This window comes from Desulfotomaculum sp. 1211_IL3151 (genome assembly GCF_036763075.1).
GTDB lineage: Bacteria > Bacillota > Desulfotomaculia > Desulfotomaculales > Desulfotomaculaceae > Desulfotomaculum.
Genome location: NZ_JBAIYV010000025.1, coordinates 68,756 through 95,250, shown reverse-complemented (window position 1 = coordinate 95,250; position 26,495 = coordinate 68,756). Strand labels below are relative to the sequence as shown.

Genomic DNA, 26,495 nt, shown 5'->3' with positions numbered 1-26,495 from the left:
CCTCACCTCGTATAGCTCAGTATGATGCTTTCGGGAGTAAAGTCCTGGAGCCGCTGAATAATATCAACGGTTTGAAGCCTTTTACTCATCCATCGCTTATACCAATATTCGATCATGTCCTGCGTTTTTGCTCTAATATCCTCATCGTTGGTGATGTCAAAAGGGTAATTCAGCTCATCTGTATAGCCAAGGAGAAATTCATTTGTATTTGATGCCAACTCCATCGAATATACAATCCTTGGAGAATAGTGCTTCAGAAAAGCGTCAGCTTTAATGCCTATTGTGCTGAGCCCTCTGCTGATTAAGCGAAAGCGGGGGCTTGTACCCTCGCCAAAAACATGGTTTATTCTGCGCCCGCCATCCTGAAGCTCTAAAAGGTGCATCATTGCATCGGTGGTTTCCTTGGAGAAATAAACGGTTCCGTAGCCCTCAGTAATTCCCATTTTCTTAAACTGGAGAGTAAAGTCATCATTTATCGGAACCTTGATTCGATTATATTGGCTGCTTCCCAAGGAATAGAGGCTGGTCGTACCTAAAAAGGCAAGCCGACTGTCGCGAATTACTCTTTTACCTTTCATTCGAGATGCAATTTCACTAACTTGGTTTGCATATTTCTCAGTATAATCGCGGATTACAATAGGGCTGCAGGCTAAAATGCTCACTAGCTTACCGCCCAGTAACTCATTGTAGGGTGGTATAGCACCACATACGATGATCTCCATCATATTGGAGCCGATTTTTGTTTTTCTATTCGCAACAAGAGCGACGTTTATGGCTTTACGACCTTGCTCACTTTTTATCATAGCATCAAGCCATTTTGTATAGCTGTCGCACTTAAAGTGATTGAACCAGCGCATTGCGTCAAGCAGCTTTGCCAGCTCGAAGGTCCGCTTTTTTTTGAAAAGAATCTCCTTTGTTTCACTCTCCCAGTCCGTAACCCTGGCTGTTTTTTTATTATCTATTGCTTGCTTGCGCAACTCCTCATATAGGCTTTTTAGCTCGTTAATTGTTTTCTCTGATGGATATTTGGTTCCCCTATGATAGCCAAGATCCTGTACATATATATCATTGATCGCATTTTTCAAATTCCTAAGCAGAACATCCATGATTTGAGGAGAATAAGCTGTAATCCTGGCTATATGCTCCTTTTCAGTTTCTAAATTTTGTATTCGCTTAGAGGTTACTGTTTTACCGTTAGTCTGACTTACCTCCTGAGTGCTGATTTCCTTAGAGGCTTTGCGCTTTAATGCAGAGCGAATGGCATCTACTGTCCAGCCAATTTCATTATCACGAACCTTCAAATTTAACACGGAATTTCCTAATGCGAAGATACCAATGACCGGATGAAATTCCTGTGCGCGATCCCTTACAAGGTAGAACAGATTTCGTCCCGGCATGGATTTATACGGGATAGACCAGGTATACCTGAAATATCTCCATATGTCTGTATCACGATAGCCCGTATGCTCATCAATTGAATGAGTTACTAGTTGAATATAGGGATCAACGACACGCTGCTTATTATTAATAGCCTGGATCAGAGCCTCTTTGCTGCCGATCAGGTTTTTAATGGATATCTTACGACCATGATATACCTTTACACGCTCCATATGCTCAATAAAGCGTAGCGTTGATTTGACCTTAAATTGCGCCTTTCTTTCGGTGCTCAAGCGATTCCGGATATAGTCTTTGTTGTTAGAATTCTCAGTAAGCATCGTCAAGTAAAGCTCTATATTGTTTTGTACCTCAAGGCCCCAGCCCTGCTGAGTTAAATCATACAGAACCCTAAGGGCTGCTATGTATCTTAACCCTTCAAAATCGTTGTCAGGGATACTGTCTTCGGTAGCAATTATCTCTTGCTTTATTAATAAATCCCTATAATTAGGGAAGACCTCTCCGAGTCTCTTAACTAAGCACTGAAATCTACCTGCGTATTCCTCATTCAGTGCAGGAGAAAATATTTCTGATATTTCGCTTGCCTCAATTGCCATAAAAAGTGACCTCCAGGATCGAATAATTAAATTGCATGTTAGGATTAATTATCGAATAATCTCGACGATGTCACTTAATTCACAATCAAGGGCAATACATAAGCGAACCAAGACATCCAGAGCTACATATTCGTTTTTACTCATTTTTGAAAAGGTACTTGCACTGACGTTAGCCATTTGACGGACCTGCGTTTTTTTCAGGTCCTTCTCAATAATTAGCATCCATAGCTTTTTATAACTGACTCCCATATCGTACACCTCATACACATCAAGGATATAAATCATTTTTTATTGTATCACAAAATTCGGTAAAATCTTATGAGATGTCGCGATTTTTTTTCTGTTCTCACAATATAATTGAGACAATTAGATCAATTAGATGCATTAATGGCTACAATGATCGGGTTCCTTCTGCAGTTTTATGCCTAATACAATTTTTAAGTAATTGTTCATGTCCTTTCCGCGTTTCGGAGGTTCGTTGGACACTGCATATGACGGTGAAAGAAGGGTCATAATGGTTCTTGCAGCCAGCCGCCCCGGTGTATCGTTATCCAAATGCAGGACAATTTCGCTGATGTGCGGAAAATCTTTGAGATACTGCATAAGTGCGGCAGGTGGCGTACTTTCCTCGATATTTTTCTTTGGCTTATAAATCCCCGCAAGGGACAAGCAATTATCCCCCCGCCAATCCCGGCATGAAAGTAGTTCCAATGTTCCATAGGATAAAAGGTCAATGGCGCTTTCAAACAGGTGCAGCTTTGAGCTTTTCTGCAGGGAAGGGATAGAGAAGGAGAAATGCTTGTCGCTGCCGTTGGCTTCACCTATATAACGCCGCTTTGTAGTTCCACGGAGAGTTGCGTATTTCGGCGTACCATTTTTGTCAAAACCGATAAAGACGGCATTGTGATAAGGGCGGCTTTCATAAAGTCGCCTGGTATCCAGACAATAGTCTATCAGCGTAATTTGTATACCTCGTTCTAAGAGGTAATTCACTACGCGGTCGTTGTTCTCATATTTCTCCGGTAAAAGAAGCTTTCTTGGTCCTTCCGTTTCTGTTTTTTTAAGCGAAACAGGCGGCGCAAGGGCCGCCTGTCCGTCTATCTGAAGCACTGCTTCGGGGAGTGTCATGCCTCTCACCTTAATGAGATAGTCCAGGGCAGAGCGTCCACCGATGCCGCGTGACCACCAGTTCCATTTCCCATTGCTGATTTTCAGGCTGTCATGGGTGCGCGTGGTATAGACATTGCCGGAAAAGCGTACCAGCTCATGGGGTTCATAATATTGCAGATAAGTCAGCAGGTCCATTTGCTTCGCGCGCTCGATCTGCTCCTGTGTAACATAGGGCATTATTTATCACCTCTGAAAATGAAATAGCACCGGATATTTACCGATGCTGTTTGATAGGTTATTTTGTTGCAGGTTCATAATGCACTAATTCTTTTCAGATAGGCCATACAGTCCGCATGTCCTTGAAAATAAGCTTCCAAACGTTCCATAGAGTCTGTCTCTTCATACACCCGTAAATATTCAATCAGTGCCTTATGTTCGTCTTTGTTCAATGATACGCCGCCCTCACCGTCCACAGCTTTTTGTACGGCTGGATATTGCTGTTGTATTTCTATTAGTCTGTAATAGAGCTTGCTATACTCCTCGTTGCTGTGAAGCAGATTGGTGGCAATATCACTGTCGATTTCGCCGAATAATTCTTCCACTCGTTTGACTAAATTGTTCAGAACAAAATCCTGGGAATCCTTTGAATAGCTCATTGCACACCTCCCTTTGCCTTTAATATAAATAAGGGAGGCTTCTAAGGCAAAGGTATGGGCAATGGTTATCTTTCGAAGCCTACGACTTTCTTTTCAGGAAAATCTCTGTCCTCGTCCGGCTCATTGTCAACAATCTCATTTTCCCGTTTATCCATGTTGAGCAGAATATTCAGTTCGGATAGCCGCGCGGATTTGGCTTGAAGCTCCTGCTCCTTTTCAAAGGGAATGTCAACCTGCTCTTTGGCCGTTTCCATCTGCTGATTGAGTGTTTTTAGCTGTTCCCGGCAATATTCCAGTTTCTTTGTCATTTCAGCCAGCGTATTGTTCAATCGGGTGATATTGCCAAAAATGTCTGTGCCCAACGTCACCTTATGGCTCAGAGCACCGCGCAGGGTAATTTCGTACTGCTTGCCAAAACTGTCAAAGGAAAACATCATGGGAAAGCCCATATAGCTGCCCAATTCCTGCGGCTCCGGTGAGGTCATCAGTTTGCAGGCTTCCAGAATGGCCGCGCCCGCCTGCGCCTTTTCGGGATAGGTCACGTCTTTAATGGTCATGCCCGCAAATTTGCTGTCCTCAGCATTTTCTGAAGCGGGTTCCGATGTGCCGTACCGCTCGAACAGGGCAAGGTCTTTTTCATACCCGGCAATACGTTCCTCGGTGAATTTAATTTGCTGTGGGAAATGCTTGAGCAGTCTGTCCTCCAAAGCATACCGCTGGCTAAGATGGTTAGCCTTCAGGAGTTTCAGCCTGGAAACCTGAATGTCCAAATCCATCTTTTCTTTGATGTGGGGATTCCCCGTTGCAAGCGACTTCACCTCGGCATAGCTCAAAGCCGTTTCGTCAATGTCCTCGGCAGAGCGTACAGGGGATTTGGAGGTCATAATTTGTGATATAAACCGCTGCTTGTTTTCAAGTATCTGATAGAGGTAAGCGTCAAAGGTGTTTTCAGTTACATACCGAAAAATATGCACTTCGGGGTTTTTATTGCCTTGCCGGACAATACGCCCTGATCGCTGCTCCAGGTCGCGGGGCCGCCACGGGCAATCCAGATCATGGAGGGCAATTAGCTTATCCTGCACATTGGTTCCTGCTCCCATCTTAAAGGTGGAACCTAATAAGGTGCGGACCTGCCCCTTGCGGACTTTTGCAAACAGCTCCTTTTTGCGGGTTTCAGTATTAGCGTCGTGGATGAATGCCACCTCATCGGCGGGAACATCGCGGACAATGAGCTTATGGCGCACATCGTCATACACGTTGAAATTTCCGTCACCTTTGGGGGTGGAAAGGTCGCAGAATACAAGCTGTGTCAACCTTTTATCGCGGTTTTCCTGCCAGAGGCGGAAGATATTTTCCACACAAGCGTTTACCTTGCTGTCAGGATCATCGGGCAGCATGGGATTGGCAAGGCGCTGGTCAAGGGCCAGCTTGCGCCCATCGTTTGTGATTTTGAGCATGTTATCCTCGTATGGTTCAACCTCCTTGTTGCGTACCCGTTCAGCGCGCTCCGCAAGCTCTCTCACCATGTCCCGCTGAAATCCGCTCGGCTTGACAGCAACATTGTGGTAATTCGCTTTTGGCACAGGGAGGTTCAGCATGTCAGCTGTCTTGATGTCTGCAACTTCTTTGAACATGGACATGAGTTCCGGGAGATTGTAGAACCGGGCAAACCGCGTTTTGGCGCGGTAGCCTGTGCCCTCCGGCGCAAGCTCGATGGCGGTCACAGTTTCCCCAAAGGTCGAAGCCCAGCAGTCAAAATGCTGCAAGCCTTTTTCTTGCAGCAGCTTGTATTGCAGATATCGTTGCATGGTGTACATTTCGGTGATGGAATTGGAAATGGGAGTGCCGGTCGCAAAAATAATGCCGCGTCCCTCGGTGAGTTCGTCCAGGTAGCGACACTTCATAAACATATCGGAGGATTTTTGTGCTTCGGTTTGAGACAGTCCGGCTACATTGCGCATCTTAGTGTAGAGGAACAGGTTTTTATAAAAATCCGCCTCATCTACAAAGAGCCGGTCAACGCCTAATTCCTCGAATGTCACCACATCGTCTTTTCGGCTGGTATCGTTGAGCTTATCCAGCTTCAATTTCAGTGATTTCTTTGTCTTTTCAAGCTGCTTGACGGCATACCGTTCTCCTTTGGCCTCCTTTAATTCCTGTATGCCGTTGGTGATCTCTGATATTTGCTCCTGCAGCAGACTTCTTTGACGTTCTATGGAGATGGGGATTTTCTCAAACTGGCTATGCCCGATAATCACCGCGTCATAGTCGCCTGTGGCGATACGGGCACAAAACTTTTTACGGTTCTTGGTTTCAAAGTCCTTTTTGGTGGCCACAAGGATGTTGGCGCTTGGATAAAGCTGCAAAAACTCCCCGGCCCATTGCTCGGTCAGGTGGTTCGGCACCACAAACATGCTTTTGTTGCACAGGCCCAAATGCTTGCTTTCCATCGCGATAGCAGTCATTTCATAGGTTTTGCCCGCGCCCACGCAATGAGCCAGGAGGGTGTTTCCACCATAGATACCGTGTGCAACAGCATCCACCTGATGCTTGCGCAGGGTGATTTCCGGGTTCATGCCGGTAAATTTGATATGGCTGCCGTCATATTCACGGGGACGGTTGGAGTTATACAGGTCGTTGTAAATCCGCGTGAGCCGTTCCCGGCGCTTTGAGTCTTTCCATATCCAGCTCTGAAAGGCTTCCTTGATGGCCTCCTGCTTTTGCTGCGCGATAGCGGTTTCTCTTTTATTCAGGACGCGCTTTTCGTTTCCGTCCTCATAAACAGTGTCGAAAATACGCACGTCCCGCAGGTTAAGGGTATCCTCAATGATCTTGTAGGCATTGATGCGTTGGGTTCCATAGGTTACGTTGGCCTTGATGTTGTCGCTGCGGTCGTCACTTTTACCTTTGATGTTCCAGCTGGCCGTATAGTTTGAATATAAAACATCGATATAACGGCGGTACATATAGGGTGTTTCCAGCAGTTCAAAAATAAAGTCCTTGACCACATCCGGAGGAAGCCAGGTCGCGCCTAAACGCACATCAATTTCGGAGGCGTCCAAATCCTTCGGCTTTACCGCCTCCAGAGCCCTGATATTTGGGGCAATCTGCTCCGCAAGGTCGGGACGCATTTCCGCAAGCCCTTTGGCAAGCCGCAGCTTATTCCTCACATTGCCGGAAAGATATTCGTCGGTGGTGACATAGGGGTAGCGGGTGATGTCAAAAAAGGCTTTCGGAACATTTGCAGGGTCTTGTTCCCCGAGACTGCGGAAGATGACACCCTGCAGGTCGGCGGCAAGCTGTTCCTCGGAAAGTCCGGTCAGGCTTTGCATAAAGCCCATATCCACGCAGGCTTTTTCCGCGATAGAAATGGCCAGGGCTTCGGTGGCGGTGTCCACATGGGTCACGGTGGTGCGCTGGCGGATGGTTCGCTTGGTAAACATATCAGCCTTGCGTTCCAACTCGCCGTCCTCATCCAATACCTCCAGAGAGCAAAGCAGGTAGTAGGAGCTGTCATCCTCAAAGGCCATGCTGTTGCCGCGGCTGTTTATAAGCCCATACTTGGCGGTAAAGGCGTCGTATAGGCGGTTGAGCTTGTGCTGCTGCTCCCTGATGACCTCATCGCTGTAATCCTCGGTCTGGTATTCGATCAGTTCTCGGACGCAGTCCCGGAGGGCAATCATGCCCTTGATGCGGCCTGCTGCCGTAATGGAGGTTTCTACGGGGTTCATTCGGCTGTTTTCCCGGTAGTAGAGCTTCCCTTCCACCACGGTGTAGCTGAAATTGCGAACAGACGGATCTGCCGGGATGGAGGCATCTGCGTCATCGGAAAGCTTATCCAGCTCATATTCCGTGATTTCCGCGTGGATGTTCTCCAGAGCCTCGTGGAGCAGTTCGGCAAGGGCGGTATCCTCATGAGGGTTGCAGGTGGTTTCATTTTGGTTGCCGTACATGCGATCGTCAAAGGCCATCGTGCCCAACACCATATCGGGGTTGTCGGCAAAGTAGTGGTTGATGGGCACGCCTTCCTTTGTGGCGGTAATATATACCCAATCCGGCTCAATGTCGATTACCCGGTCGCGCTTTTGCAAAAAAATGATGTCCGTTGTGACCTCGGTTCCCGCATTGGCAAGAAACGCATTGTTGGGAAGCCGGACGGCCCCCAAAAGCTCCGCCCGCTGCGCGATATACCTGCGCACTTCAGGGCTTTGCTTATCCATTGTACCCTTGGAGGTCACAAAGGCGATGATGCCCCCGGGTCGTACCTTGTCTAAGGTCTTAGCGAAAAAGTAGTCGTGAATAAAAAACTTGTGCTTATCGTACTTCTTATCCGCGACGCAGTAGCTGCCGAAGGGCACGTTGCCGATGGCCAGGTCGAAAAAGCTGTCGGGCAGGTTGGTTTCCTCAAAGCCCTGCACGGCGATATTGGCCTGCTGATAAATTTGCTTGGCGATCCGGCCCGTGATGCTGTCCAGTTCAATACCGTACAGCTTGGAATTTGCCATGCTCTCCGGCACCAAACCGAAAAAGTTGCCGATGCCACAGGCGGGTTCCAAGATGTTGCCGGTTTGAAAGCCCATGTTCGCCAAACAGGTATAAATGGCCTTGATGACGGTGGGTGACGTGTAATGGGCGTTTAGGGTGGAAGCCCTTGCGGATTCGTACTCGTCCGGGTCAAGCAGGCTCTTTAGTTCGGCGTATTCCTTTACCCATTGAGAATTTTTTTTATCAAACGCTTGGGGTAAGCCGCCCCAGCCGACATACTTTGAAAGGATCTCCTGTTCCTCCGGTATGGCAAGGCGGTTTTCTTCCTCCAGTCGGCTCAGTAACCGGATGGCCGCAACATTCCAGCCGTATTTGGTTTTTGCGCCGCCTACACCCAGGTTATCGTCGGTAATATGAAAATTGACGTGGGGCTGCTTGGGGGCTTCCTGTACAAGGTGAATGCGGACTTTGGACACCTCACCGCCCTGTACCTTCTGCCAGACAGGTTCCGTCTGCTTCTCCAGGGCGCGGCATACAGAGCCGATGCTTTCTTTGCGGAAAATCGCAAAGCTTGTGCCTTGCGGGAAGGTAATATCCCGCAAGCTGACCGTACCGGCATCCTCGTTGATGCTGTCAATGGAGAAGTGCCGGCCGTCGATGGAAAGCTCCGTACCCACGGCCATTTCTTTTTCGGCTGGTTGCTCCGCAGGAGCTCCCGCCTGTGTTGCAGGGATTTCCTGTTTGGCAGCAATCAGATGGTCATTGAGAGGATTTTCCCGCAGCATCCGGTCAAAGTCGTTTCGCGTAAGCTCTTTATTGAACAAGGGAAATTGCGCATCGCGGAGATATACCGTGCTGGCGTCAAAGGAAAAGACCTCGTATTCATTTCTGCCAAGATATACCGTGTCGCCTAGGGAAAACACATAATGCGCGTTTTCCCGTGACGGCGGCTCAGGAGCAGGGGGAGCAGGTTCCCTTTTCAGGATTTCCCGGGCGTAGGCTTGCTCAGCAAGCTGCTGGCGGCGTTCCTCCAGTTCTCTTTCATAAGCAGGTAACCGCTCCTTTTCCCTGCGGTTCAGGTAGCGGTCAGCGGCAATCAGCTCACTAATGCTCTTTTGCACCTTTGCCCAGGACAGCAGGATGTTTGTGTTAGGACCGATGTACTTCCCGCTGGTGAGCTTGATGCCCTTGCTATCGTGCCATTCGTCAATGTCCGTGCCGGTCAGGGTAGGCCCGCGCCCGCCGGTACCGTATTCATTTTTCAGAAAGTCGGCGTTTTCCTTTGCGGAAGCGTTCTTTTGAAATTGAAGATAAATCCGGTATTTGCCGCCCTGAACGCCGCTTCCTTGCTGCAGGATCGCGTCGATAGCTTCCTGGGGCATAGAAAAAGCGGAGGCTTTTTCGGCCTCCGCTTGCTCAATCAAGGTCATTTGTTGTTCCGAAGGAAGCGGCGGTTTATCCAGAAGTTCGCCCAGCAGGAGCATGCTGTCATAATAACCGGCAATAACGCCCCAATCGTAGTAGCCCTGCGAGGTTCTGGCGGCATAGCTGCCTTCCCACAGATGCAGGACATTCGCATAGGTTTTGTACCCGACGCGGTGGTCATTGTTAATCAGCAGCTCGGTATAGTCCTTGTTGAAAATGCTTTTGATATATGCGATACGCTCGTCCCGGTCCTCATGGGCGGCATAAAACTCCGCGATTTCCTGCTTTGTGGCTTTCAGGTGAGGGGTGGAGCGCAGAATTTCCTTAATCAATGAATCGGCATGAAAAAACGGAAGACTTCTGTCCTCCGTTTTTCGGTCATGCCATGCTAATTGTAAATCAGTTCCGTCAGCACCGCTTCCTCCGCCAGATGTTTCAGGCTGTTCATATGTCCCGTCCAGCCCATCGGGTCGGTCGCTTTGTCCGGCGCGGGGTCGTTCTCCAAAAGCTGCGCTGTCATCAGTTCGATGCGCTCCCTCGCGGTTTGGCCGATCTCCGACAGGTGGCTGTTCAGCTTGCCCGACAGCATCAGGCTGGTGTATATCCCTTTCCTGTTGTCTTTCAGGTATGTCTTGCGCAACATCCCATATTTGCCGATGTGCGCTTCTTCCTCCGGCAGCGTCAGGTCGGGAAGCAGGTAATCGCCCTGCCGCGTGTAAGTCAGTTCCATATTCTCCATTCCTTTCAGAATTATTGTTTCGATTTACGCTATCATTGTGGCGCACATTCTGATTTTTTGCAAAGGTGCTTTGTTTTTTCTCGGCAATTTGCAGTTCCCTGACCGTTGCGCTGATTTCCCGCAAAAGCATTTCGGAAATGTCGCTGGTGGCGGCTCCCAGGTGGGAAACGGTATCCAGCGTATTGAAGCTGACGATATCCTGAAAATCCTCAAAGGTAAAGTATTCGTCGGCAGGATAGCCGCAGCGGGTTAAGGCCATATACGCTACGGAGGACTTTAGCACATTTTTAAAGATAACCTCGACATTAAAACCGTCCAGTTCCTCCAGAAAGCTGTTTTCGCGGCAGTCCATCAAGTCGGAGAGATAGTCGGGGAAATTATCGTCCACGGCGTTCTTCGCTGCGGAAATGAGCGCGGCAGGCAGATCAGCCTTGTCGTCCAGATTGCCAAAGGTATTTTCCAGCGTTTCCGTCACAGCCTCGGCATATCTGCCCTGCATGGCCCAAAGATAAATAGGGCGGTTCTGTCGGCTGTTGGTGTCGGATAGATCAAATACATGGCGCAGGGTAAGGCGGCTCCCGCGGTCATCAATGAGGGCGATGCCATTTGCGCCCCGGTTTACCCACCTGCCCAGTTTGTTCCACAATTCAATTTCCGCGCAGGCCGTGGCGTCCGGGCGCTGTGCATAAATCAAAAGCTGGTCTTGAAATGGGTATTTATAATTGTGCGCCGCCGTTACCAGGAAGGCAGTCCAGTTGGCCGGATTTTTTACCGCGGCGCGGGTTGTACTCTCCGAAAGTGCTGTAATCAGTTGCAGTTTTGTTGCCAACGCTTATCCCTCCTTATTTCAAAACATACTGGTTGGAAAGCCTGCCGCCGTCCTCGGAATATCGGGGAACAATGCCGATCATATTCAATTTTTCCAAGCGGTGCAGATTGCGGCTTGTAGTCGACCGGGACATGCCCATATCCTTCGCCAGCTTTTTTATGGATATAGTCGCGCTGCTATGGCGGCCTCCCGACATATCCAGCAGATAGCAATACAGCAGCTTTGCGGCGGCAGGGACATGAAGCCCAGCGCACAGCTTGTATCTTGTCAGATCGTTCATGCTCTCTCCCTTCAAAACACACCTTATCGTTCCGGCTCGTACTTTTTCTTCTTAGGGGCATGCGAGGCGCTCTGCCTTGACTCCGGTTCTTTCTGTAAACGGTCCGGCTGCTTTTGATAGCAGTACACATAAAAGTTATAGTCCCCCGGGTGAGGGAAGCAGCGTACAAAATAGTGATGCCGGTCTGTATTTACGCAGAATCCGTAAACATCGGAATGCCATGCGCCCGGTATTTTGGCTTCGGGGTGCTGATAGCAGTAATCCGTCATACTGAGGCGGTCTTTCAATAAGCCCTGCTTGCGCAGGGAATTGATGAAATCATCAAATTCATCCTTGAATTCCTGTGTTTTCAGTTCGCCTTGATGCTCCCACCAGGTACTCCAAAATTCTTTCCCGCTGCTGCCAAAGTCGCCGCGCAAATGGCCGATACAGCCAATCTCCTTATCCTTTTCCGAGTTGGAATAGAATAGGACGCTTTCCTCCGGGGCCAAGGACCTAATCGTAAGCTCCATCCGTAATTCCTCCTTATCGCTCCGGTTCATGTTTTTTGTGCTTTGCCTGCCGTTCAGCATCTATCTGCTTTAGGCGTTTTTTGGCCCAATCGGGCATATGCTCCGGCTTGATGATCCCCAAGATGCTTTCACGATTCCAGCGGGATTCTTTGCCGGAATAGAGGTTGATGGTATACACCGCCCGTCCTCTGGAATTGGCATAAGAGCCGAACCCCCCCGTAGCCAGCACAAGCTGCTTGTCGGCGGTTTGATATTCGGGCCGCAGGGAGTTGGCCCGTATGACCACCACTTTGTTTTCAATGCTCTCTCCGTAATCATTGGGGATGCAGTGCTCTGCAGTAAACGGCGGCAAGGGAACGGTGATTTTATCCCGTTCCGCTTTAACCGCTTCAAGCTGCGCCTGTACCCGCTTGGTAAACTCGGTCATCATTTCCAGGTAGTCGTTACTTCCGACAGCTTTAAAGAATTGCTCGATGCCCAAAGGGTTATCCCAGGAGCAATAGCACACCATGTAGGGGGTATCGGGTTTCTTGCCGTCCTCACAGAAAAGGACTTCTTTATCTCCGACATGGATGGCATGCTTCACCTTAAAGGTATCCACCAGGCGTTTTGCTTCATTCATTTTCCAACTCACTCCTGTCTATGGGTAGAAAAAAGGGACGGTCTTGCCGTCCCTTTTCCTGCAATATCGTTATTTCTTTTTCTTCTTGATGTGCAGGTATACCGCACCACCCACTATCGCCAGACAAAGCACGATAGCTAAAATGGCTTTCAGTTCCACAAAAAACACCTCCTTCAATCGTCAGATTAGTCCAGCTATCAGAAGTACACCGGCATAGACAAAAAAGCCGATGCACAAGAATACGGCGAGAGGTACGCTCTTTTGCCGTGTTGCCACAGCATAGATGCAGGCGGGAACCAAGGCAAAAAAGAGGATAAACGCAAGTGCGTTTAGGCCAAAGCAAAATCCTGCCGCCGCCGTCAGTTTGATGTCGCCGCCGCCCACACCCCCGTATTTCATGGCAAGAAGCAGCAGGCAGATACCCGGCAGGAGCAATCCCGCGATTCGCTCATACAGGGCCGGGGCGGGCAGCAGAAAAGTGGATACAAGTCCGATCAGAAACACAGAAATCCATGTCCAATCGGGGATGATCCGCTTTTGGTAATCCGTAGCTGCCGCCCAGAGCAAGGGAACGGCACACAGTAGCACAAGCATCAATTTCCCGTGGTGACATCATCGTCGTACATGCTGTCCACCACATAAATTTTTAACTCTCCTCCGGTAATCCATTTGGACAGGGTTCCTCCGGGGGTATGCACGTCAGTGACGATAAGCTGCACGACGTAATCCCTGAAATCCGGGAACCAGACGGGGATGTACTGTTTTTTGTATCGAAAGGGAGATGCGGGGTTTTCCCGGAAAACGAATTGACCGCCTTCTCTGATTAAAGGGATGGCGGTTTCGTAGCGGTATTCTGGCAAATATACCTCTGCCGTCTGCGGGGTAGTTATCAGTTCCGCTTTGTCATAATTGGTGTTTACGGTTGTATTGACCTTGATGGAATAACCGTAGCCGGATTTGAGATAGCCTTTTGATTTGGTATCATAATCCAGCACGGCGCTGACATGCAGTTCGGCATAAAACTCACGCCATACAAATTGACTGTTCTCATAACGCTGTTCCCACCACGTTACCCGTGGCTGTTCTTCTCTTTTCGGCGGGTCGGGCAGCGCCCGGCTTTCCTGCGGCTCTCCGTAAGTCACGTTCTTGATAACCGCCTTTTGGGTATAGATGTTATTGTCAGCAGTGCCTTCATTGCCTAAAGATTGGTCGGGATTTATAATGGCAATCAGTGTAATGTCCTTGTCTACCTGAACATTGGGCGTATCCCATCGCAGGGATATCACATTCCAAGTGTTTTTCGCCATCACGACAGCATCAATGCGCTTTTGGTAGGACAATTCAGGGATTTGAAACAGGACAGTGACATTTTCCCCCGGCGTAAAGTCCAGGCTTCCGCAATTGCCAACCTTAACAGTGGTAACAACCGACTGATTTTCCTTGTACTCGTCCGGCGTTATACGTTGCACGTCAAGGTCGTAGGGTTTTTCCAGAACCATGATTTCAGCGGAAACCTGATTGTTACTTAGGTTTGTATCCGCATACCCGTTAGGCGGCAATATCTGTGCCATAAGCTGGATAGGGGTGCCTTTCTCGCCTGCGGTGCTGGTTACAAGGTAGTATTTTTTCTCATACGGTTTAAAATTGGTTGTCGCTGGCACAACGGGAACCGTCTTGCTGTTGATGGTGACATTCAGACGTACATCGGACAAAGCTTTGTCTGTGGAATTGGCAAAGTACACCGTAAAACTGTAGCTTTCCCGTTCATACACCGTGGGCGGTGAGGACAGATTTACCCATACATCGCAAGGCCTGTAACCCGGGGGTTCCGGTTCATCAGGGTTATCCGGTTTATCCGGTTCATCGGGGTTGTCGGGATTATTTGGTTTGGCCACTACAGTAATGCTTGAAACGGCAGTATTGTTAATGGGGTTATCATCCGTAAAGCCCTCCGGCGTTTCCACATTGGCCCACAGGCGGTAAATCTCGCCCGCGCTGCCTGCTACGCCGTTAATGGTGTAGGTTTTGGTTTCCTGCGGGGCGAAGTTCGCCACTTTTGGAATCTGCGACAACAGGTTTTCATTGTTCTTGCCCAGTAAGGGGACATCTTTGAGCACCGCAGAGGATTGGTTGGTGAAGCTCACGGTAAAGCTGTATTCCTCATGCTCAAAAACTGTAGAAGAGGCCATAATACCTGCGGACAGGTCACAAAGCTCCTTTGTTTCGGGCGGCTGCTCCGGGGGAGTGCCGGGATCGTCGGGATTATCCGGCGTGTCCGGCTCATCGGGCGTATCGTTGCTGCCGGGCGTTGGCTCCGGTGCGGGGTCAACCACCTTGATGATGACCGTTGTGGTGTTGTTGGCAAGGTTTCCGTCGATAAAGCCCTCCGGCACGCCGATTTGCGCCCAAAGGCGGATTTCATCGGCGGCAGTATCTGCTGTGCGTTTGACAGTGTAGGTCTTGCTTTGATTCGGTGAAAAATCCTGAACGGGTGGAATTTCCTCAACAGCAATCCCGTCTACCGTGCCTTTCAGGGGAACATCATAGGCCGGGCTGCTTCCGCTGTTCATATAGATAATCGTGAAAGAATAGTCTGCGCCGCGATTAACGGTTGCAGGAGCGTGGATGATAGCCGATAGGTCGTTGCCGGTCTGTGGCTGAAACTTGAAATAAAAGTCGGCGGCAGGGATTTGATAGTGAATATTTTGCGTGATCTCTACCATTGTTTTGCTTTCGCCGTCAGTAAACTCCTTTGTTTCGGGAGTGTAATCCCACTCAAGTCCTTTATATAGGAAGTTTCGGGATAGCTTGATGTCATTTTTGTGGAAGGAGATGGAAGTGGTCTGATAAGGATAAAGCAATTCCGGTGCTCCTTTGTCCTGCGCGGTGAGATTCCCGTAAACCTCCTGTTTGCTTTCATCGCACCAGGTTGCCTCTATATCAATTCTGACTGGAGCCTGATAGCTGATTTCCGTATTCCGCATAGTTTCAAAAGCAATCAGCGCCTTTTTCGTCCATCCGTAATGGGTGGTAAGCGGCTCAAAGTCTGTTTTGATATCATAGGTTCCATAGAGCTTACCTGTGGCAAAGCTGTGTATTTCAACCACCAAACTGCCTTTTAGCGTGTAAGTACTACCGTCGTATTTGCTGATCCAGGAGGAAATTCGTTCCTTTTCGTCATCCGCAACGGTATTGGCGTTTTCTAGCCGGATGCGCTGCGGCTCTGGGAAGGCTTTTAACAGAGTGCTGCCTTCATAGATTTCCTCGATGTTCATACCGATAGTGCGGTATCGGGTGTCATAGGTAGCCTTTACTTGGAACACCACATTAGCCGTAACGGTCAGAGCCGCGCCCTGATCGGTCTTTGCCGTAATGGTATAGGGGCCGCATTGTTCCTTGCTTTCCACTGTCAAGGTATAGTCAGGTGGTATAGCTCGGCTCTCGTCGCCGTATTTCATTTGAATATCTTCGAGTGCCCCAGTTTTCGCCGTAACATGGATAGGGATTTCTGCCGGAAAATGCTCCACGGCCACTACACCGCTTTCCGTATTTAAGCTGTCTATGGGGGATGCTACAAGGATTTCAATATCGCTGGCTGTTGCAGCAAACGCTTTGACGGAAAAAAGCAGGCAGCATAAGCAAACAAGCGGCAGGGTAAAAATAAATTTTCGTTTCATTCGGAACCTCCTTCCGTAATTCGAATATTAACGCTGGATATGCTGAAGGGAAGCCGCACTTCTCCGGTCAGAAAGCTGAAAATGCTGTGGGTTCTGAGTGTTCCGTCCAACGTCAGCCGGGGCGGGCTTTCCGTAGCGTGAATATCCTCGATTTCCAACTCATATACCCACTCGCCATTGGAATATTTGTTTAGCCCTGAATCCAGCGCCATGCTTTCGTGCAGGTATTCGTACAGCCTTTCTTCCGCAATCTCTGTATCCAGCAGTGCGTGGCCGTCCCTGCGGTATTCATCTTGCATTGCGTATTCTACTGCGCTATTAACCCCACGCTGAAGGACATATTCCACCTGTTGATACAAGCTTTCTATGCGGAAATACTCGATTAGGACAGCAGCCAGGGTCAGAATGAAAAAGACGAGAATGATAATAAATATAAAGGTGTCGCCTCTGCGACTTTGCAGTATCCGTGTTGAGCCCACAGCATCGTCTCCTTTCCGGGGATCTCATTACGGGAGCTTCCAGTAATGCTCCGACATGCCCCCGATGCGGACTTTCATCGGTATTTCAACCTTTAATGGCGGGGCAAAGCTCGGAGTGAAGATAGTAAACGGATAACGGTATTTCATCGTGATGGTAAAGGTGTCTCGTAGCTGGATTTTCTGGCCGTCACAATACTCAACATCATCAATTTCCATTTCTGGCGATAGGCCGGTCTGTTGCTTGAGCCGGTAAAAGACATCATAGGCCCGGTCGGAAACCTGCCCCTCCAGTTCCACCACCCGGACAACACGTCGGCAGATATGGTTCAGATTGAGATAGGTGGTAAAAACGCTGAGAAAAGAAATTACGGTAAGCATCAGTGTGATGACCACCAGCGTTTTAAGCATTAACTCAAAATAGGTGCTGCCTTTTTTATCTAAAAGCAGCTTTTGAAAAGGCAAAGGGGGAGAAAATCTCCCCCTTATGCCCCGGTGCGTGCTGTTCATGGCTTTTGCATCTCCTGTGTCCGTGGATATGCCTGTGGCTTTCATCAGCTCAGCAAGCTGGTTATCTTGCTGACGATGTTGTTCCAAACCGTAGTAATTGAGTCTTGATACAAGGTCATGAACACCGCGCCCACCACCACGACAATGAGCACGACGATAAGCCAGCCGGTCATCTGATCGCCGCTCGGATTCGTCAGAACATTTCTGGCTTTGAAAGCCGCCATCTGCATTTTGTTTTTTACTGTTTTCAACATGACACATACCTCCATTAATTTGAATTTGAATTGAGGGAAGGGGGGCGTTGCCTCTTCCATAAAACAAGGACCGATGATGCTAATTGAGCAAATTGGTTATCTTGCTGACGATGCTGTTCCAAACCGAAGTGATTGAGCCTTGATACAAGGTCATAAATACCGCGCCCACCACCACGACAATGAGCACGACGATGAGCCAACCGGTCATCTGATCGCCGCTCGGATTCATCAGCGTGGTTTTGGCCTTCAAAAGGGCGTTTGACATACGTTTTCTCATGGTATGGATTCTCCTTTCCACAAAATTTGTGATTGCGGTTTTGCTGTTGTTCAGCATGGGTCATACCTCCCGAAATTTATCTTTGAAAAGGGGCGTTGCCCCGTTTTCACATTAAAAAAGGCCCCCCATTGATAGAATCAAGTGGGAGCCGATGACATATAGCAGGCTGGCAAGGGTCGCGCCTACAAGGGGGATGGATGCGATTTTTACTCTGCGGGGCAGGCCGTTCAGCTTTTTCTTTAGTGCTTCCTTTGCCTTTACATCCATGTCCCTTGCGAGATAGGCAAGCGCCTCGCCTTGATGCTCTCCGCGGTGTAGGCCAATCAGGGCATTTACCAGATATGAAACATCTGGTAAGCCAAGACGCTCGTTAAAGTTTCGTAGGGCAGTTTCGATGTCCTTTGCTTTCATCTCTACAATCAGGATTGCGACATCCCCGTAGAATGCTTCACTTGCGACGCGCAAATAATCTTCAAATATCTGAATTAAATCTGCCTGCACGGTAACCCGACTGCCATCATGCTTGTTGTCCTCCAAACGATAAAGGATAGATCTGATAAAGCCCGGCAGTTCAGCTTCGATGCGGCGCTTTTTCTCTTTCATTGCATCTTTCAAATCAGTTGTGAAATGACGGTATATAAGTAGCGCAAAGAGCAGGATGAGAGGGGCAAGATTGGGCGCTCCGATGACCAAAAACAGCAGCGCAAGGGGCAGCGTAAAAAGGGCGTACATGATAGCTCTGGCATGATACTCCTTCGGAGTAAGCTCCAGCCCTCCGCGCTGTAGCATAGCGGCCATGCGCGCCTCCTTAACGGGATCAAAAGGGATGAACCGGGAAACAGGTCTTACAAGGGGCATGATAAAGTGGTTTAACAGCCGTTTGCCCGGTTTTTTCTTTTCAGTTTGCAAATTCTTGATATTCTTTCTCATACTCAGTTTCGGGATTTTCAAAATTTCTTTGCACAACAAAAAGCCTGCCGTAGTCAGCAGGATAAAGATAATTATCTGGTAAAACACTGGCGTTCCTCCTTCTTAGCGGTTGGATGGTTTTGTTGCCTTCATGACATAACAGGCGGTGGTAAGGGCAATCACCATCATGAGAATAATCAGCAGTTTTCCGATGGCGGTTTGGGTCAGCAAAAAGAACCACTCCTTGTTGGCAAAACGCATCATGGGAATAACAGCAAACATCAATCCAGCCGTCATTAAATAGTCCCGCCATACCTTAACCATCATGCCGTCGGATTCAATTTGCATAGCCTTCGCATCGTTCATAGCCTTGATGATCGGGAACAAGGCAAATTTCAGCCGTCTGTCGTTATGACATAGGATTAGGGCTTTTACCCATTCCGAAAAATATTGGTTTTTGATTTTAGCTGACAGACGGTAAAGCCCATGCTCCACGTTAGGGTTGATAAGCCTGATTTCCGAAACAAACTCATCAAAGGGTGATGGGATTCGCAAATTCAAGGGAATATAGCGGTTCTTTTCTTCAACATACAGTTCAACCGCTTTGATAATATCATCGTTGCCTGCGTAGGCGTTGGTAATGATGGACATGGCGTTTTCAAGTCCCTCGATTTCCTCTCTGTCTGCCGACGAGCTTTTTACTACCAAGTAAAAGTATGGAGCAGGAAGGACGCAGGCCGACATGACTGCCGCCAATCCAGTGCTGCCCAAAAGCAGGATTCCGGCTATAAAACTGCCTGCCGCCGATAAGAGAATCATTATAAGGAATTTCTTTAATGTGCATCGGGTTTGCCGAAACAGAGTAGCAAAGTGTATGGTAATCCGTTCGGTGATTCTTAACTTTGTCCCCACTAAAATCAAGCGGCGTTTTTTCAAAGGGTTTTGCTCCATAGAAAAAGGACTGAGCCCCAGCAGAAGAAATAGGGTAAGGCTTGTAAGGATAAATACGGTGGTAAGGGTACAAGTAATCGGGCTCATGCTATTGTACCTCCCTCCGAAAAGCGGAGGATCTCCTTTTGTGGAACGCCGCCGATCAGCAGGCGTTCGGCAAGGACTGGAGAGATTTTCCCCATGCGCCGGTGATTGCCTATTACCTTCGTAATCCTGCCTTCCTTGTCCCTCTCGTAATGGTCGACCACATACTTATACAAAGTGCTGCCGGTGACTTCGCCGTTTTGTACGCCGAGGGCTTCAAAGATTTCCATATATCGCCGTGATTTGTCCGGAAGCTGCATCTTGAACAGCATGATCGGGAAAGCCTCCACTATGTTTTTCATAAGGCGTTCTTCGGAAAGTGAGGTTCCGGCCTCCAGGCACATGGTCAGGATACGGTCGTAGGCTGTCCGTGCACTATTTGCGTGTAAAGTGCTGACAATCGTGTGGCCGGTCCTGCCCGCCTCCTGCACCGTGAGTGCTTCCTGACCACGCATTTCCGCAGGTACAAGAATTTCCGGGTGCAGTCGCAGGGACAACTTCAATAAATCCAGCATAGAAATAGAATTGGGGGCTTCCTTGGTAAGAAGGTGAATCACATCGTTTATCATCACACCCTTTTCATCATACTGCGCCAGCGACAATTCACGGGTATCCTCAATCGTGACGATGCGCTTTTCATGGGGGACACAGCTTAGAATGTAGCCCATGTCGGCTGTTTTTCCGCTACCGGTGGCTCCGGCAATAGCGACCGATATGCCGTTATTGATGCAAAGGGTTAAGAAGTCCAGTTCCTCGGCTGTGGCTGTGTCCCAGGCTATGAGGTTTTCTCGTGTGATAATTGAGGGCTTTTGCTTTCTTATGGAGGCAATCGCCCCCGTGTCCGTGTCAACACAGGGTTCAATGGCTCCCGACATACGGATGCCGCGGGCGATGAAGCTGTCCCCGATGGGTTTAGAGCCGTCCAGAACGACATTTCCAAACCGGCTCATTTTTCGCACGATATTGGCGCAGGCTTCTACGCTGCTGAAGGTTTCATTTAGGCGTATTTTTCTATCCTTATACAATACCCAAACGCTGGAGCCGTTGACGTTGATTTCCTCCGTATCTTCATGCTGCAAGTAGGGAGACAGCAGGCCCATACCGGCCATGTCGTAGTAGATAGCGTCCACCAATTCAGAAATGTTGCGCAGGTCTTTTGCTACTAACTGCTCCTGGTTCAGGTAGCGCATAATGAGGTCTTTGAGTTTTCCCTCGGCCTCTGCTGAATATAGTACCTCTGCAAGCTCTGCGGAGTGGTGTTTAGCAATCAACCGTTGCAATCGGTCGAGGATTTCCCCGTAGTCCTGGGCTTTGACACTTTCCCCTATGTCGGAGCGCCGTTTGTTGGCGCGGTAGATGAGGTCATTGACTGAAAATTTGGTGCTCATGGCTTCTCCCCCCCGCGGATCATTCCGACGATTTTCTCCAGTACCTTGCTATAGCGTTTGCAGGACCGGTCAGAGAAGAAGTACAGGGGCGTTCCGGCGTTCTCCAGCTCACCGGCACGTTTGATATGAGGCAGCTCAAAGGTGAAGAGCAGTTCTGTCATGCTTCGGTAGGTCCTGTCATCAAATTTGCCGTTGGCGGTCAGCAGGACATGGGTCTGCTTTTCGGCAAGGTGCAGCTCCCGCACAAAATCCGAAACGCCCCTAAGCCACATTTGCGCCGCGATGGATGGCCTGTGCAGTGTGATAATGGTGTCGGAAAGCCACAAGCCCACGCCGGAAATAGGATTGTCTATCTCTGCAGCCCCATCTATAAGGAGAACGTCGAATACTACGGATGCGGCGTTTATCATTCCTTCAACATCCTCCGTGGTCACGGTATCGCAAAGCAGGCCGGAATAACGGGTAGGCGCGGACAAGAAAAATAGATTTTTGCTCTCAACGTAGTCCGTGAATTTCTCACCGATGTTGGGATTTTCAGCGTTGAGTGCTTCAAACAGCCCCTTTTCAGGGCGCACCTCCTGCCCGAAAAAGGTTTGTAGTTCCCCATAAGTGAGGTTGGAGGAAATAAGGCCCACCAATATATCACGTCTTGACAAAGCACAGGCCAAGCTGACGGAAAAGGTGGTTTTGCCGCTGTTGTTGGCACCCCATACAGTAATGAGCTTACTCATGGCCTGCACCACCCCGTTTCTCAAAGATAAGGTGCAATTTACCCACATACTCAGCATGGATGAGCTTTTCTGCCTGCGTTTCGCTGGTAACGAGGGTCACGGCTTTGGGCACTGGATCGCTGTTTCCCGCCTGACTGTTTTTTTGCTGCTCTCGCATTTCAGCGGTGTCCTGTGTCCGGGCATTTTCAACGCTGTAAACTTCCAGGCTGTGCAATTCGGGGTAAATGATGACCTGCGGGGAGGAATTCTGCCCGTCGGACGCTTTCTCCATAAACACGGCCACAGTGACAATATCTCCTGCCAGCAGATGAGAGGAAAGCCCTGCCGCGATACTTGGAACACTGATGGTGACAAGACACTGGTTATTCTTCGCAATGCGATCAAGCAGCTCGTTCACAGCAAAGTTTCCGAGCTTTTGAGGAAAGAAGTAATCCCCCTTGGCGATGGCGGTCTGCGCTACCTTGCCAACAATCGAGGCTTTATCGTTCAACACACCCTCCGGCAAGCCATAACCACCTACCTCCACAGATACAAGGTGATGCTCTATAAGCTTCGTTCCAGCCGGGATGTCCTCCGCTGCTCGTAGTACTGTGATCGTTGCGCTTTTGTCTTCGTAGAAGCGTGGCAGGAGAAAAAAAGAAACGCCCGCTGCCAGGATAAGGCAAAAGGCGCTTAATAATATTCGGTTTTTTAGTAGTTTCAATTTTGTTCGGTCTCCTTTCAGAGATTTTTAGCCCAAAGGGGTTTACTTGCCGAGAAAAAAGGGCGGCCGATCTTGCTGCCGTTTATTTTTCCTCCCGTTGGCCTGCCCATTGTTGGCCCTCTGTGCTGGTTTGTCCCCGATATGGATACGCCGTATCAGGGTGCGGAATATTTTTGTTTTCTTCTGTGCCGTCTGTTTCATAAAAGGCTCCTTTCTGTTAAGAATTGAATATTACCCTTCGAAAGGCAAGACTATTTCTTTTTCGGCGGGTAAGGTTTCAGAGGGGAGAGGTGTGGAGAGGGGGAAACCGGAGAACGATACAGTCTGCACTTTTCACAAACAATCGCACTACCCCCTTGGTGTAAAATATTACCGGACTTGTTCATCACCGAATAGAGCGCACTTTTCCTTGCTGCACTTACTGCTATGCTCGTCAAAGTGCAGACAGTGTTTGCAATCCCGTGTTTTCGCCGTTTTCACAGGCTCACGCTCACGCTTCGGTTTTTCCTGCATCATGCGCTCGAATTTGCGTAGTGGCCCTTCTGTAAAATACATAGCAGCACCTCCTTTCAAAAAGGGCACAAAAAAACGCTCTCATTTATTTGAGGGCGAATACACAGTGCTTCGTTTATCGTTCCTGTTCGTGTCGCCGCTTTTTGTACCAGCTTTCCAGTAGCTGGATGATCAAGTCCTCTTTTTGCTTCTCCGAAAAGCTCTTTGGAAAAAAACGGTCTATGCGTTCCCGCTGAATATTGAATTTTTCCTTTTGGTTTGGTTTTTCCTCGGTGAGAATGGAAAATATGACATCCACGCTTAGACGTCCGTCCTGGCTGAGTTTTTTCATACGCTGCGCCTGCGGCAAGGACGGAGTGCAATCCTCGGATTGCATAGTTTCGTAAAGCTCCTGTTGTTCCTTTTCGGCCAAGTGGGAAAGCTCCACAGCCGGGCTGACAGCTATTTTCTTTTCATCCACCATTTCCAAAATAGGCGGAATCAGTTCAGTTAAACGGATATACCTTCTCAAAGTATCTCCACTAATACCCATCTCTTTTGCTACGTCATCATCGCTTCTATAATTCGCCGCAACTTGCGGCGAATTATTACTTGGCCTTCCAGCCTGTCGCTTTTTTACTTCCAGCTTCATTTTATATGCGAAGGCTTTTTCACTGGGCAGGATATTTTCCCTTTGCAGATTGCTGTCAACCATAATAATGGTTGCTTGATCGTCGTCCAGCTCCCGGACAATACAGGGCATTGTTTTCCTTTGCGCAAGTTTGCTTGCCATTTTACGGCGGTGTCCGGCAACCATTTCATAGCCGCCTTCCGCTTTGGGACGTAAAAGGCCAGGTACTAAAACGCCATACTGCTTAATACTTTCCGCCATTTCCAACATGGCTTCATCAGCTTTCACTTTAAACGGGTGATTAGGAAAATCACTGATTTCTGTTAAGGGAACATCTATTACCTTTTCCAACTGCTGTTCAGCACGGCCTTCTTCGGTGGTGAATAAATCATCTACTGAAGTCAGCTTTATGTTGTTTCGTACGTCGTTTTTCGCCAATGTCCTGCACCTCCTTCGTAAAGGCTTCATAGGCTTTTGCCGCTAAACCGTTGGGATCGTGGAGATAGATACTTTTCCCTTTGGCGCTGGTTTCAGCCGCCCGTATAGACAAAGGGATTTCCGTGTTAAATACACATAGCTTATCGCCATAATCCCGGCGCAGAATAAAGGAGATATCCTTTGCAAAATTGGTACGGGTATCTACCATTGTGAGAAGAACGCCGTCAATGGTCAGCTTGGGGTTGATTTGCCTCCTTACTCTGGCGGTAGTTTGTAAAAGCTGTGTCATTCCTTTGGCGGGGAGATAGTGAGCTTGAACGGGAACGATTACGCTGTCCGCGGCGGCAAGGGCGTTGATGGTCATCATGCCCAGGGAGGGCATACAGTCGATCAGCACATAATCATAAGCATTTTTCACGGTGTTGATATAGCGGCGCAATATTGTTTCCCGGCTCATGGTGTTGACGAGGGAAACCTCAATAGCTGACAATTCAATGTTGCCCGGCATGAGGTCAATGCCTTCCACATGATGAAGGAGGCCCTCGTTAGGCTTATACGGTTCCTCCAACATGACTTTGGATAAAATGGTGGCCAGTGAAACAGGCAGATTGTCCGGCTCATTGAAGCCCAACGAATCTGTCAGGTTCCCTTGCGCATCTGCGTCCACAAGCAGTACCCTCTCACCCCGTGCCGCAAGACCGATACCCAGGTTGACCGCTGTGGTGGTTTTACCCACGCCGCCTTTTTGATTGGCAAGGGCGATTACTTTTGACATCAAAATTCCTCCTTTCATGCAAAAAGGCCGTCTGCTTTATATGGAATAAAGCAAACGGCCTTTTTGGTCTATTATTGTTGTAGTTCACGATTGAACAAATAGCTGATAACACTCTTTTTTTGTAGGAGGTAAGCACAATGATACCTGATAAATCTTACCTTTCCGGATTTGCACCATGACTTTATTGTACTTATTGAGTGTCCAGTGACTTGTTGTATTTGCATACTGGTCATCATATCTGGATAATCTGCAAATTGCTGTTCAAGATATTTTTGATAATCTTTGACCTCTTTTATGCTTTTTAGCTTGTAAACGTATTTATAAGTAACAGACCGTGGTTTGGCCTTATACTGTCTAATTTCGCTTGGTAAAAAAGGATTGTTATAGTGATTAGGTAAATAATATTTTTCAGGATTTTTGTCTCTGTCTTCTAAGAAGAAAATAATATCTTTTATTGCAATTTTGAACCTGCGTGTCTTTTTTCCAGAATCAATGCAAGGAATAAAGCCTTTCTCCAAATAATACAACGCTGTTTTTTTGCTTATATGGCATATTCTATAAAACTGATCCTTTGTCACATGCTCAGGATACTTATTTATTAAGAAGCTATAACTGGACATTCAGAACACCTCGCTTTGACATAAAGGCATTAAAGAGCTGTTCATACTGTTCAGCTTGTGCTTTATGGATTTCTGATTTTCTTGTTATGTTTCGATAATATAGTCCTGTGAGAAAATCAAGGAATGCGTCCTTTGGTATAAGCAGACCTTTACCGCGACGAAATGATTGTATCCGCTTATTTTTGTACTGGAGTGTTTTTAGAACATTCCGTTGTAGCCAGTTATTGATCGTTGTCTTTGAGTATCCGGTAAACTGCATTACATCAGAAACCAAAAGTAATTGCGGAAAGCCGCTCAATTGCTTTTGATAATATTGGCGCAGGACTTCCACATACTCATTTTCTAATTCGTTAAAGCACATCTTTTCGTATTGATACCGCAAAATGTCAGCAATCTGTATCTTTTGCCTTCTGCCTTCTGATGTGCTTACATATTCAAAAGGAATTGAGCCCTTGCTCAAGATGGAGTAAGCTGTTGATTTACAAATGCCCAGGATAGCACACATTTCTTTCTGCGTAACAAATTCAGGATAGTGACCAATTTGCGAATGATAATATTCATCAAAATTTATTTTCATTTGCTTCACTCACTTTCTTAAAATTTATCAATGGCAAGTGAGTGAAAGCGGGGTTTTAGGGTTAAATAATGATAGATTTTTTCGGGTTCTATCCGAGTTCTATCCAAAACAGGTTTGGATGCAATTTTTTTGTTAGCTTTTTGACGTGCTCAACTTTCCTTATATACACGGGAAAAGTCCCCGAAACCCCTGATTTTACAAGACTTCCGTGGGCTTTTATTGACTTTCATTTCCCGCTAAAGTATAGTAAAATATAATTTACAGGCAACACTCGAAATCGAGTAGACGGTGCTGAGCTGTCTCTAGGGTTCGAATCCCTAACTCTCCGCCAGAAAAGACATACTTTCCGCCAA

At 48.1% G+C, this 26,495-nt stretch carries 24 protein-coding genes; all 24 read right to left on the bottom strand.

The features are described from left to right. Positions 1-2 precede the first annotated feature (2 nt). Positions 3-1,991, bottom strand: a complete 1,989-nt coding sequence (locus V6C11_RS05385) for a Druantia anti-phage system protein DruA (protein ID WP_333530072.1) — start codon at positions 1,989-1,991, stop codon at positions 3-5. 48 nt (positions 1,992-2,039) lie between these two features. Further along, a complete protein-coding gene (locus V6C11_RS05380) occupies positions 2,040-2,240 on the bottom strand; it encodes a helix-turn-helix domain-containing protein (RefSeq protein WP_333530071.1) in 201 nt (66 codons plus the stop codon). A gap of 135 nt (positions 2,241-2,375) precedes the next feature. Beyond that, positions 2,376-3,338: a DUF3991 and TOPRIM domain-containing protein gene (locus tag V6C11_RS05375; RefSeq protein WP_333530070.1), complete on the bottom strand. Its 963-nt coding sequence runs from the start codon at positions 3,336-3,338 to the stop codon at positions 2,376-2,378. A 74-nt stretch (positions 3,339-3,412) separates the two neighbouring features. After that, positions 3,413-3,757, bottom strand: a complete 345-nt coding sequence (locus V6C11_RS05370) for a DUF6664 family protein (protein WP_333530069.1) — start codon at positions 3,755-3,757, stop codon at positions 3,413-3,415. Positions 3,758-3,822: 65 nt separating this feature from the next. Next, positions 3,823-11,235 (bottom strand): DEAD/DEAH box helicase family protein, encoded by a 7,413-nt coding sequence (locus V6C11_RS05365; protein WP_442886035.1) that lies wholly within the window; start codon positions 11,233-11,235, stop codon positions 3,823-3,825. A 13-nt stretch (positions 11,236-11,248) separates the two neighbouring features. Further along, entirely contained in the window at positions 11,249-11,515 is a 267-nt protein-coding gene (locus tag V6C11_RS05350) for a helix-turn-helix domain-containing protein (RefSeq protein ID WP_333530066.1), read from the bottom strand. 23 nt (positions 11,516-11,538) lie between these two features. Next, positions 11,539-12,027, bottom strand: coding sequence for a hypothetical protein (locus V6C11_RS05345; protein WP_333530064.1), 489 nt, complete (start codon positions 12,025-12,027; stop codon positions 11,539-11,541). A 13-nt stretch (positions 12,028-12,040) separates the two neighbouring features. Next, positions 12,041-12,649: a hypothetical protein gene (locus V6C11_RS05340; RefSeq protein ID WP_333530063.1), complete on the bottom strand. Its 609-nt coding sequence runs from the start codon at positions 12,647-12,649 to the stop codon at positions 12,041-12,043. Positions 12,650-12,718: 69 nt separating this feature from the next. Then, a complete protein-coding gene (locus V6C11_RS05335) occupies positions 12,719-12,808 on the bottom strand; it encodes an LPXTG cell wall anchor domain-containing protein (RefSeq protein ID WP_333530062.1) in 90 nt (29 codons plus the stop codon). Between the two features lie 21 nt (positions 12,809-12,829). Continuing rightward, positions 12,830-13,243, bottom strand: a complete 414-nt coding sequence (locus V6C11_RS05330) for an A24 family peptidase (RefSeq protein WP_333530061.1) — start codon at positions 13,241-13,243, stop codon at positions 12,830-12,832. After that, complete coding sequence (locus V6C11_RS05325; protein WP_333530060.1) at positions 13,243-16,326, bottom strand: hypothetical protein; 3,084 nt, start codon at positions 16,324-16,326, stop codon at positions 13,243-13,245. The genes V6C11_RS05330 and V6C11_RS05325 overlap by 1 nt, the downstream gene beginning before the upstream one ends. Further along, positions 16,323-16,805 (bottom strand): hypothetical protein, encoded by a 483-nt coding sequence (locus V6C11_RS05320; protein ID WP_333530058.1) that lies wholly within the window; start codon positions 16,803-16,805, stop codon positions 16,323-16,325. Before V6C11_RS05320 ends, V6C11_RS05325 begins: the two co-directional genes overlap by 4 nt. Before the next feature lie 27 nt (positions 16,806-16,832). Then, positions 16,833-17,573 carry a DUF4320 family protein gene (locus V6C11_RS05315; protein ID WP_333530056.1) on the bottom strand — a complete coding sequence of 247 codons (741 nt, stop codon included), beginning with the start codon at positions 17,571-17,573 and terminating at the stop codon, positions 16,833-16,835. A gap of 72 nt (positions 17,574-17,645) precedes the next feature. Next, entirely contained in the window at positions 17,646-17,900 is a 255-nt protein-coding gene (locus V6C11_RS05310; RefSeq protein WP_333530055.1) for a hypothetical protein, read from the bottom strand. Positions 17,901-17,954: 54 nt separating this feature from the next. Beyond that, positions 17,955-18,860: a hypothetical protein gene (locus tag V6C11_RS05305; protein ID WP_333530054.1), complete on the bottom strand. Its 906-nt coding sequence runs from the start codon at positions 18,858-18,860 to the stop codon at positions 17,955-17,957. A gap of 15 nt (positions 18,861-18,875) precedes the next feature. Next, positions 18,876-19,790: a hypothetical protein gene (locus V6C11_RS05300; RefSeq protein ID WP_333530053.1), complete on the bottom strand. Its 915-nt coding sequence runs from the start codon at positions 19,788-19,790 to the stop codon at positions 18,876-18,878. Continuing rightward, positions 19,787-21,175 carry an ATPase, T2SS/T4P/T4SS family gene (locus V6C11_RS05295; protein ID WP_333530052.1) on the bottom strand — a complete coding sequence of 463 codons (1,389 nt, stop codon included), beginning with the start codon at positions 21,173-21,175 and terminating at the stop codon, positions 19,787-19,789. Before V6C11_RS05295 ends, V6C11_RS05300 begins: the two co-directional genes overlap by 4 nt. Beyond that, complete coding sequence (locus V6C11_RS05290) at positions 21,172-21,906, bottom strand: cobalamin biosynthesis protein CobQ (protein WP_333530051.1); 735 nt, start codon at positions 21,904-21,906, stop codon at positions 21,172-21,174. Before V6C11_RS05290 ends, V6C11_RS05295 begins: the two co-directional genes overlap by 4 nt. Next, on the bottom strand, positions 21,899-22,609 hold the full coding sequence (gene cpaB / locus V6C11_RS05285; protein WP_333530050.1) for a Flp pilus assembly protein CpaB: 711 nt from the start codon (positions 22,607-22,609) through the stop codon (positions 21,899-21,901). The genes V6C11_RS05290 and cpaB overlap by 8 nt, the downstream gene beginning before the upstream one ends. Positions 22,610-22,978: 369 nt before the next feature. Continuing rightward, a complete protein-coding gene (locus tag V6C11_RS05280) occupies positions 22,979-23,164 on the bottom strand; it encodes a hypothetical protein (protein WP_333530049.1) in 186 nt (61 codons plus the stop codon). Positions 23,165-23,237: 73 nt separating this feature from the next. Further along, complete coding sequence (locus V6C11_RS05275; RefSeq protein WP_333530048.1) at positions 23,238-24,200, bottom strand: ParB/RepB/Spo0J family partition protein; 963 nt, start codon at positions 24,198-24,200, stop codon at positions 23,238-23,240. Then, positions 24,121-24,945 (bottom strand): ParA family protein, encoded by an 825-nt coding sequence (locus tag V6C11_RS05270; protein ID WP_442886034.1) that lies wholly within the window; start codon positions 24,943-24,945, stop codon positions 24,121-24,123. The genes V6C11_RS05275 and V6C11_RS05270 overlap by 80 nt, the downstream gene beginning before the upstream one ends. A 71-nt stretch (positions 24,946-25,016) precedes the next feature. After that, positions 25,017-25,565: a hypothetical protein gene (locus V6C11_RS05265; protein WP_333530046.1), complete on the bottom strand. Its 549-nt coding sequence runs from the start codon at positions 25,563-25,565 to the stop codon at positions 25,017-25,019. Further along, positions 25,552-26,142, bottom strand: coding sequence for a hypothetical protein (locus V6C11_RS05260; RefSeq protein WP_333530045.1), 591 nt, complete (start codon positions 26,140-26,142; stop codon positions 25,552-25,554). The genes V6C11_RS05265 and V6C11_RS05260 overlap by 14 nt, the downstream gene beginning before the upstream one ends. Positions 26,143-26,495: the final 353 nt, after the last annotated feature.

Coding starts and splice junctions, on each gene's coding strand:
- V6C11_RS05315 (WP_333530056.1), bottom strand. CDS start 17,573: ATGTGTCATGTTGAAAACAGTAAAAAACAAAATGCAGATGGCGGCTTT.
- V6C11_RS05275 (WP_333530048.1), bottom strand. CDS start 24,200: ATGAAGCCTTTACGAAGGAGGTGCAGGACATTGGCGAAAAACGACGTA.
- V6C11_RS05265 (WP_333530046.1), bottom strand. CDS start 25,565: ATGTCCAGTTATAGCTTCTTAATAAATAAGTATCCTGAGCATGTGACA.
- V6C11_RS05385 (WP_333530072.1), bottom strand. CDS start 1,991: ATGGCAATTGAGGCAAGCGAAATATCAGAAATATTTTCTCCTGCACTG.
- V6C11_RS05375 (WP_333530070.1), bottom strand. CDS start 3,338: ATGCCCTATGTTACACAGGAGCAGATCGAGCGCGCGAAGCAAATGGAC.
- V6C11_RS05370 (WP_333530069.1), bottom strand. CDS start 3,757: ATGAGCTATTCAAAGGATTCCCAGGATTTTGTTCTGAACAATTTAGTC.
- V6C11_RS05350 (WP_333530066.1), bottom strand. CDS start 11,515: ATGAACGATCTGACAAGATACAAGCTGTGCGCTGGGCTTCATGTCCCT.
- V6C11_RS05325 (WP_333530060.1), bottom strand. CDS start 16,326: ATGAAACGAAAATTTATTTTTACCCTGCCGCTTGTTTGCTTATGCTGC.
- V6C11_RS05300 (WP_333530053.1), bottom strand. CDS start 19,790: ATGAGCCCGATTACTTGTACCCTTACCACCGTATTTATCCTTACAAGC.
- V6C11_RS05270 (WP_442886034.1), bottom strand. CDS start 24,945: ATGTCAAAAGTAATCGCCCTTGCCAATCAAAAAGGCGGCGTGGGTAAA.
- V6C11_RS05380 (WP_333530071.1), bottom strand. CDS start 2,240: ATGGGAGTCAGTTATAAAAAGCTATGGATGCTAATTATTGAGAAGGAC.
- V6C11_RS05280 (WP_333530049.1), bottom strand. CDS start 23,164: ATGTATTTTACAGAAGGGCCACTACGCAAATTCGAGCGCATGATGCAG.
- V6C11_RS05340 (WP_333530063.1), bottom strand. CDS start 12,649: ATGAATGAAGCAAAACGCCTGGTGGATACCTTTAAGGTGAAGCATGCC.
- V6C11_RS05310 (WP_333530055.1), bottom strand. CDS start 17,900: ATGCTGAACAACAGCAAAACCGCAATCACAAATTTTGTGGAAAGGAGA.
- V6C11_RS05260 (WP_333530045.1), bottom strand. CDS start 26,142: ATGAAAATAAATTTTGATGAATATTATCATTCGCAAATTGGTCACTAT.
- V6C11_RS05345 (WP_333530064.1), bottom strand. CDS start 12,027: ATGGAGCTTACGATTAGGTCCTTGGCCCCGGAGGAAAGCGTCCTATTC.
- V6C11_RS05330 (WP_333530061.1), bottom strand. CDS start 13,243: ATGCTTGTGCTACTGTGTGCCGTTCCCTTGCTCTGGGCGGCAGCTACG.
- V6C11_RS05290 (WP_333530051.1), bottom strand. CDS start 21,906: ATGAGTAAGCTCATTACTGTATGGGGTGCCAACAACAGCGGCAAAACC.
- V6C11_RS05295 (WP_333530052.1), bottom strand. CDS start 21,175: ATGAGCACCAAATTTTCAGTCAATGACCTCATCTACCGCGCCAACAAA.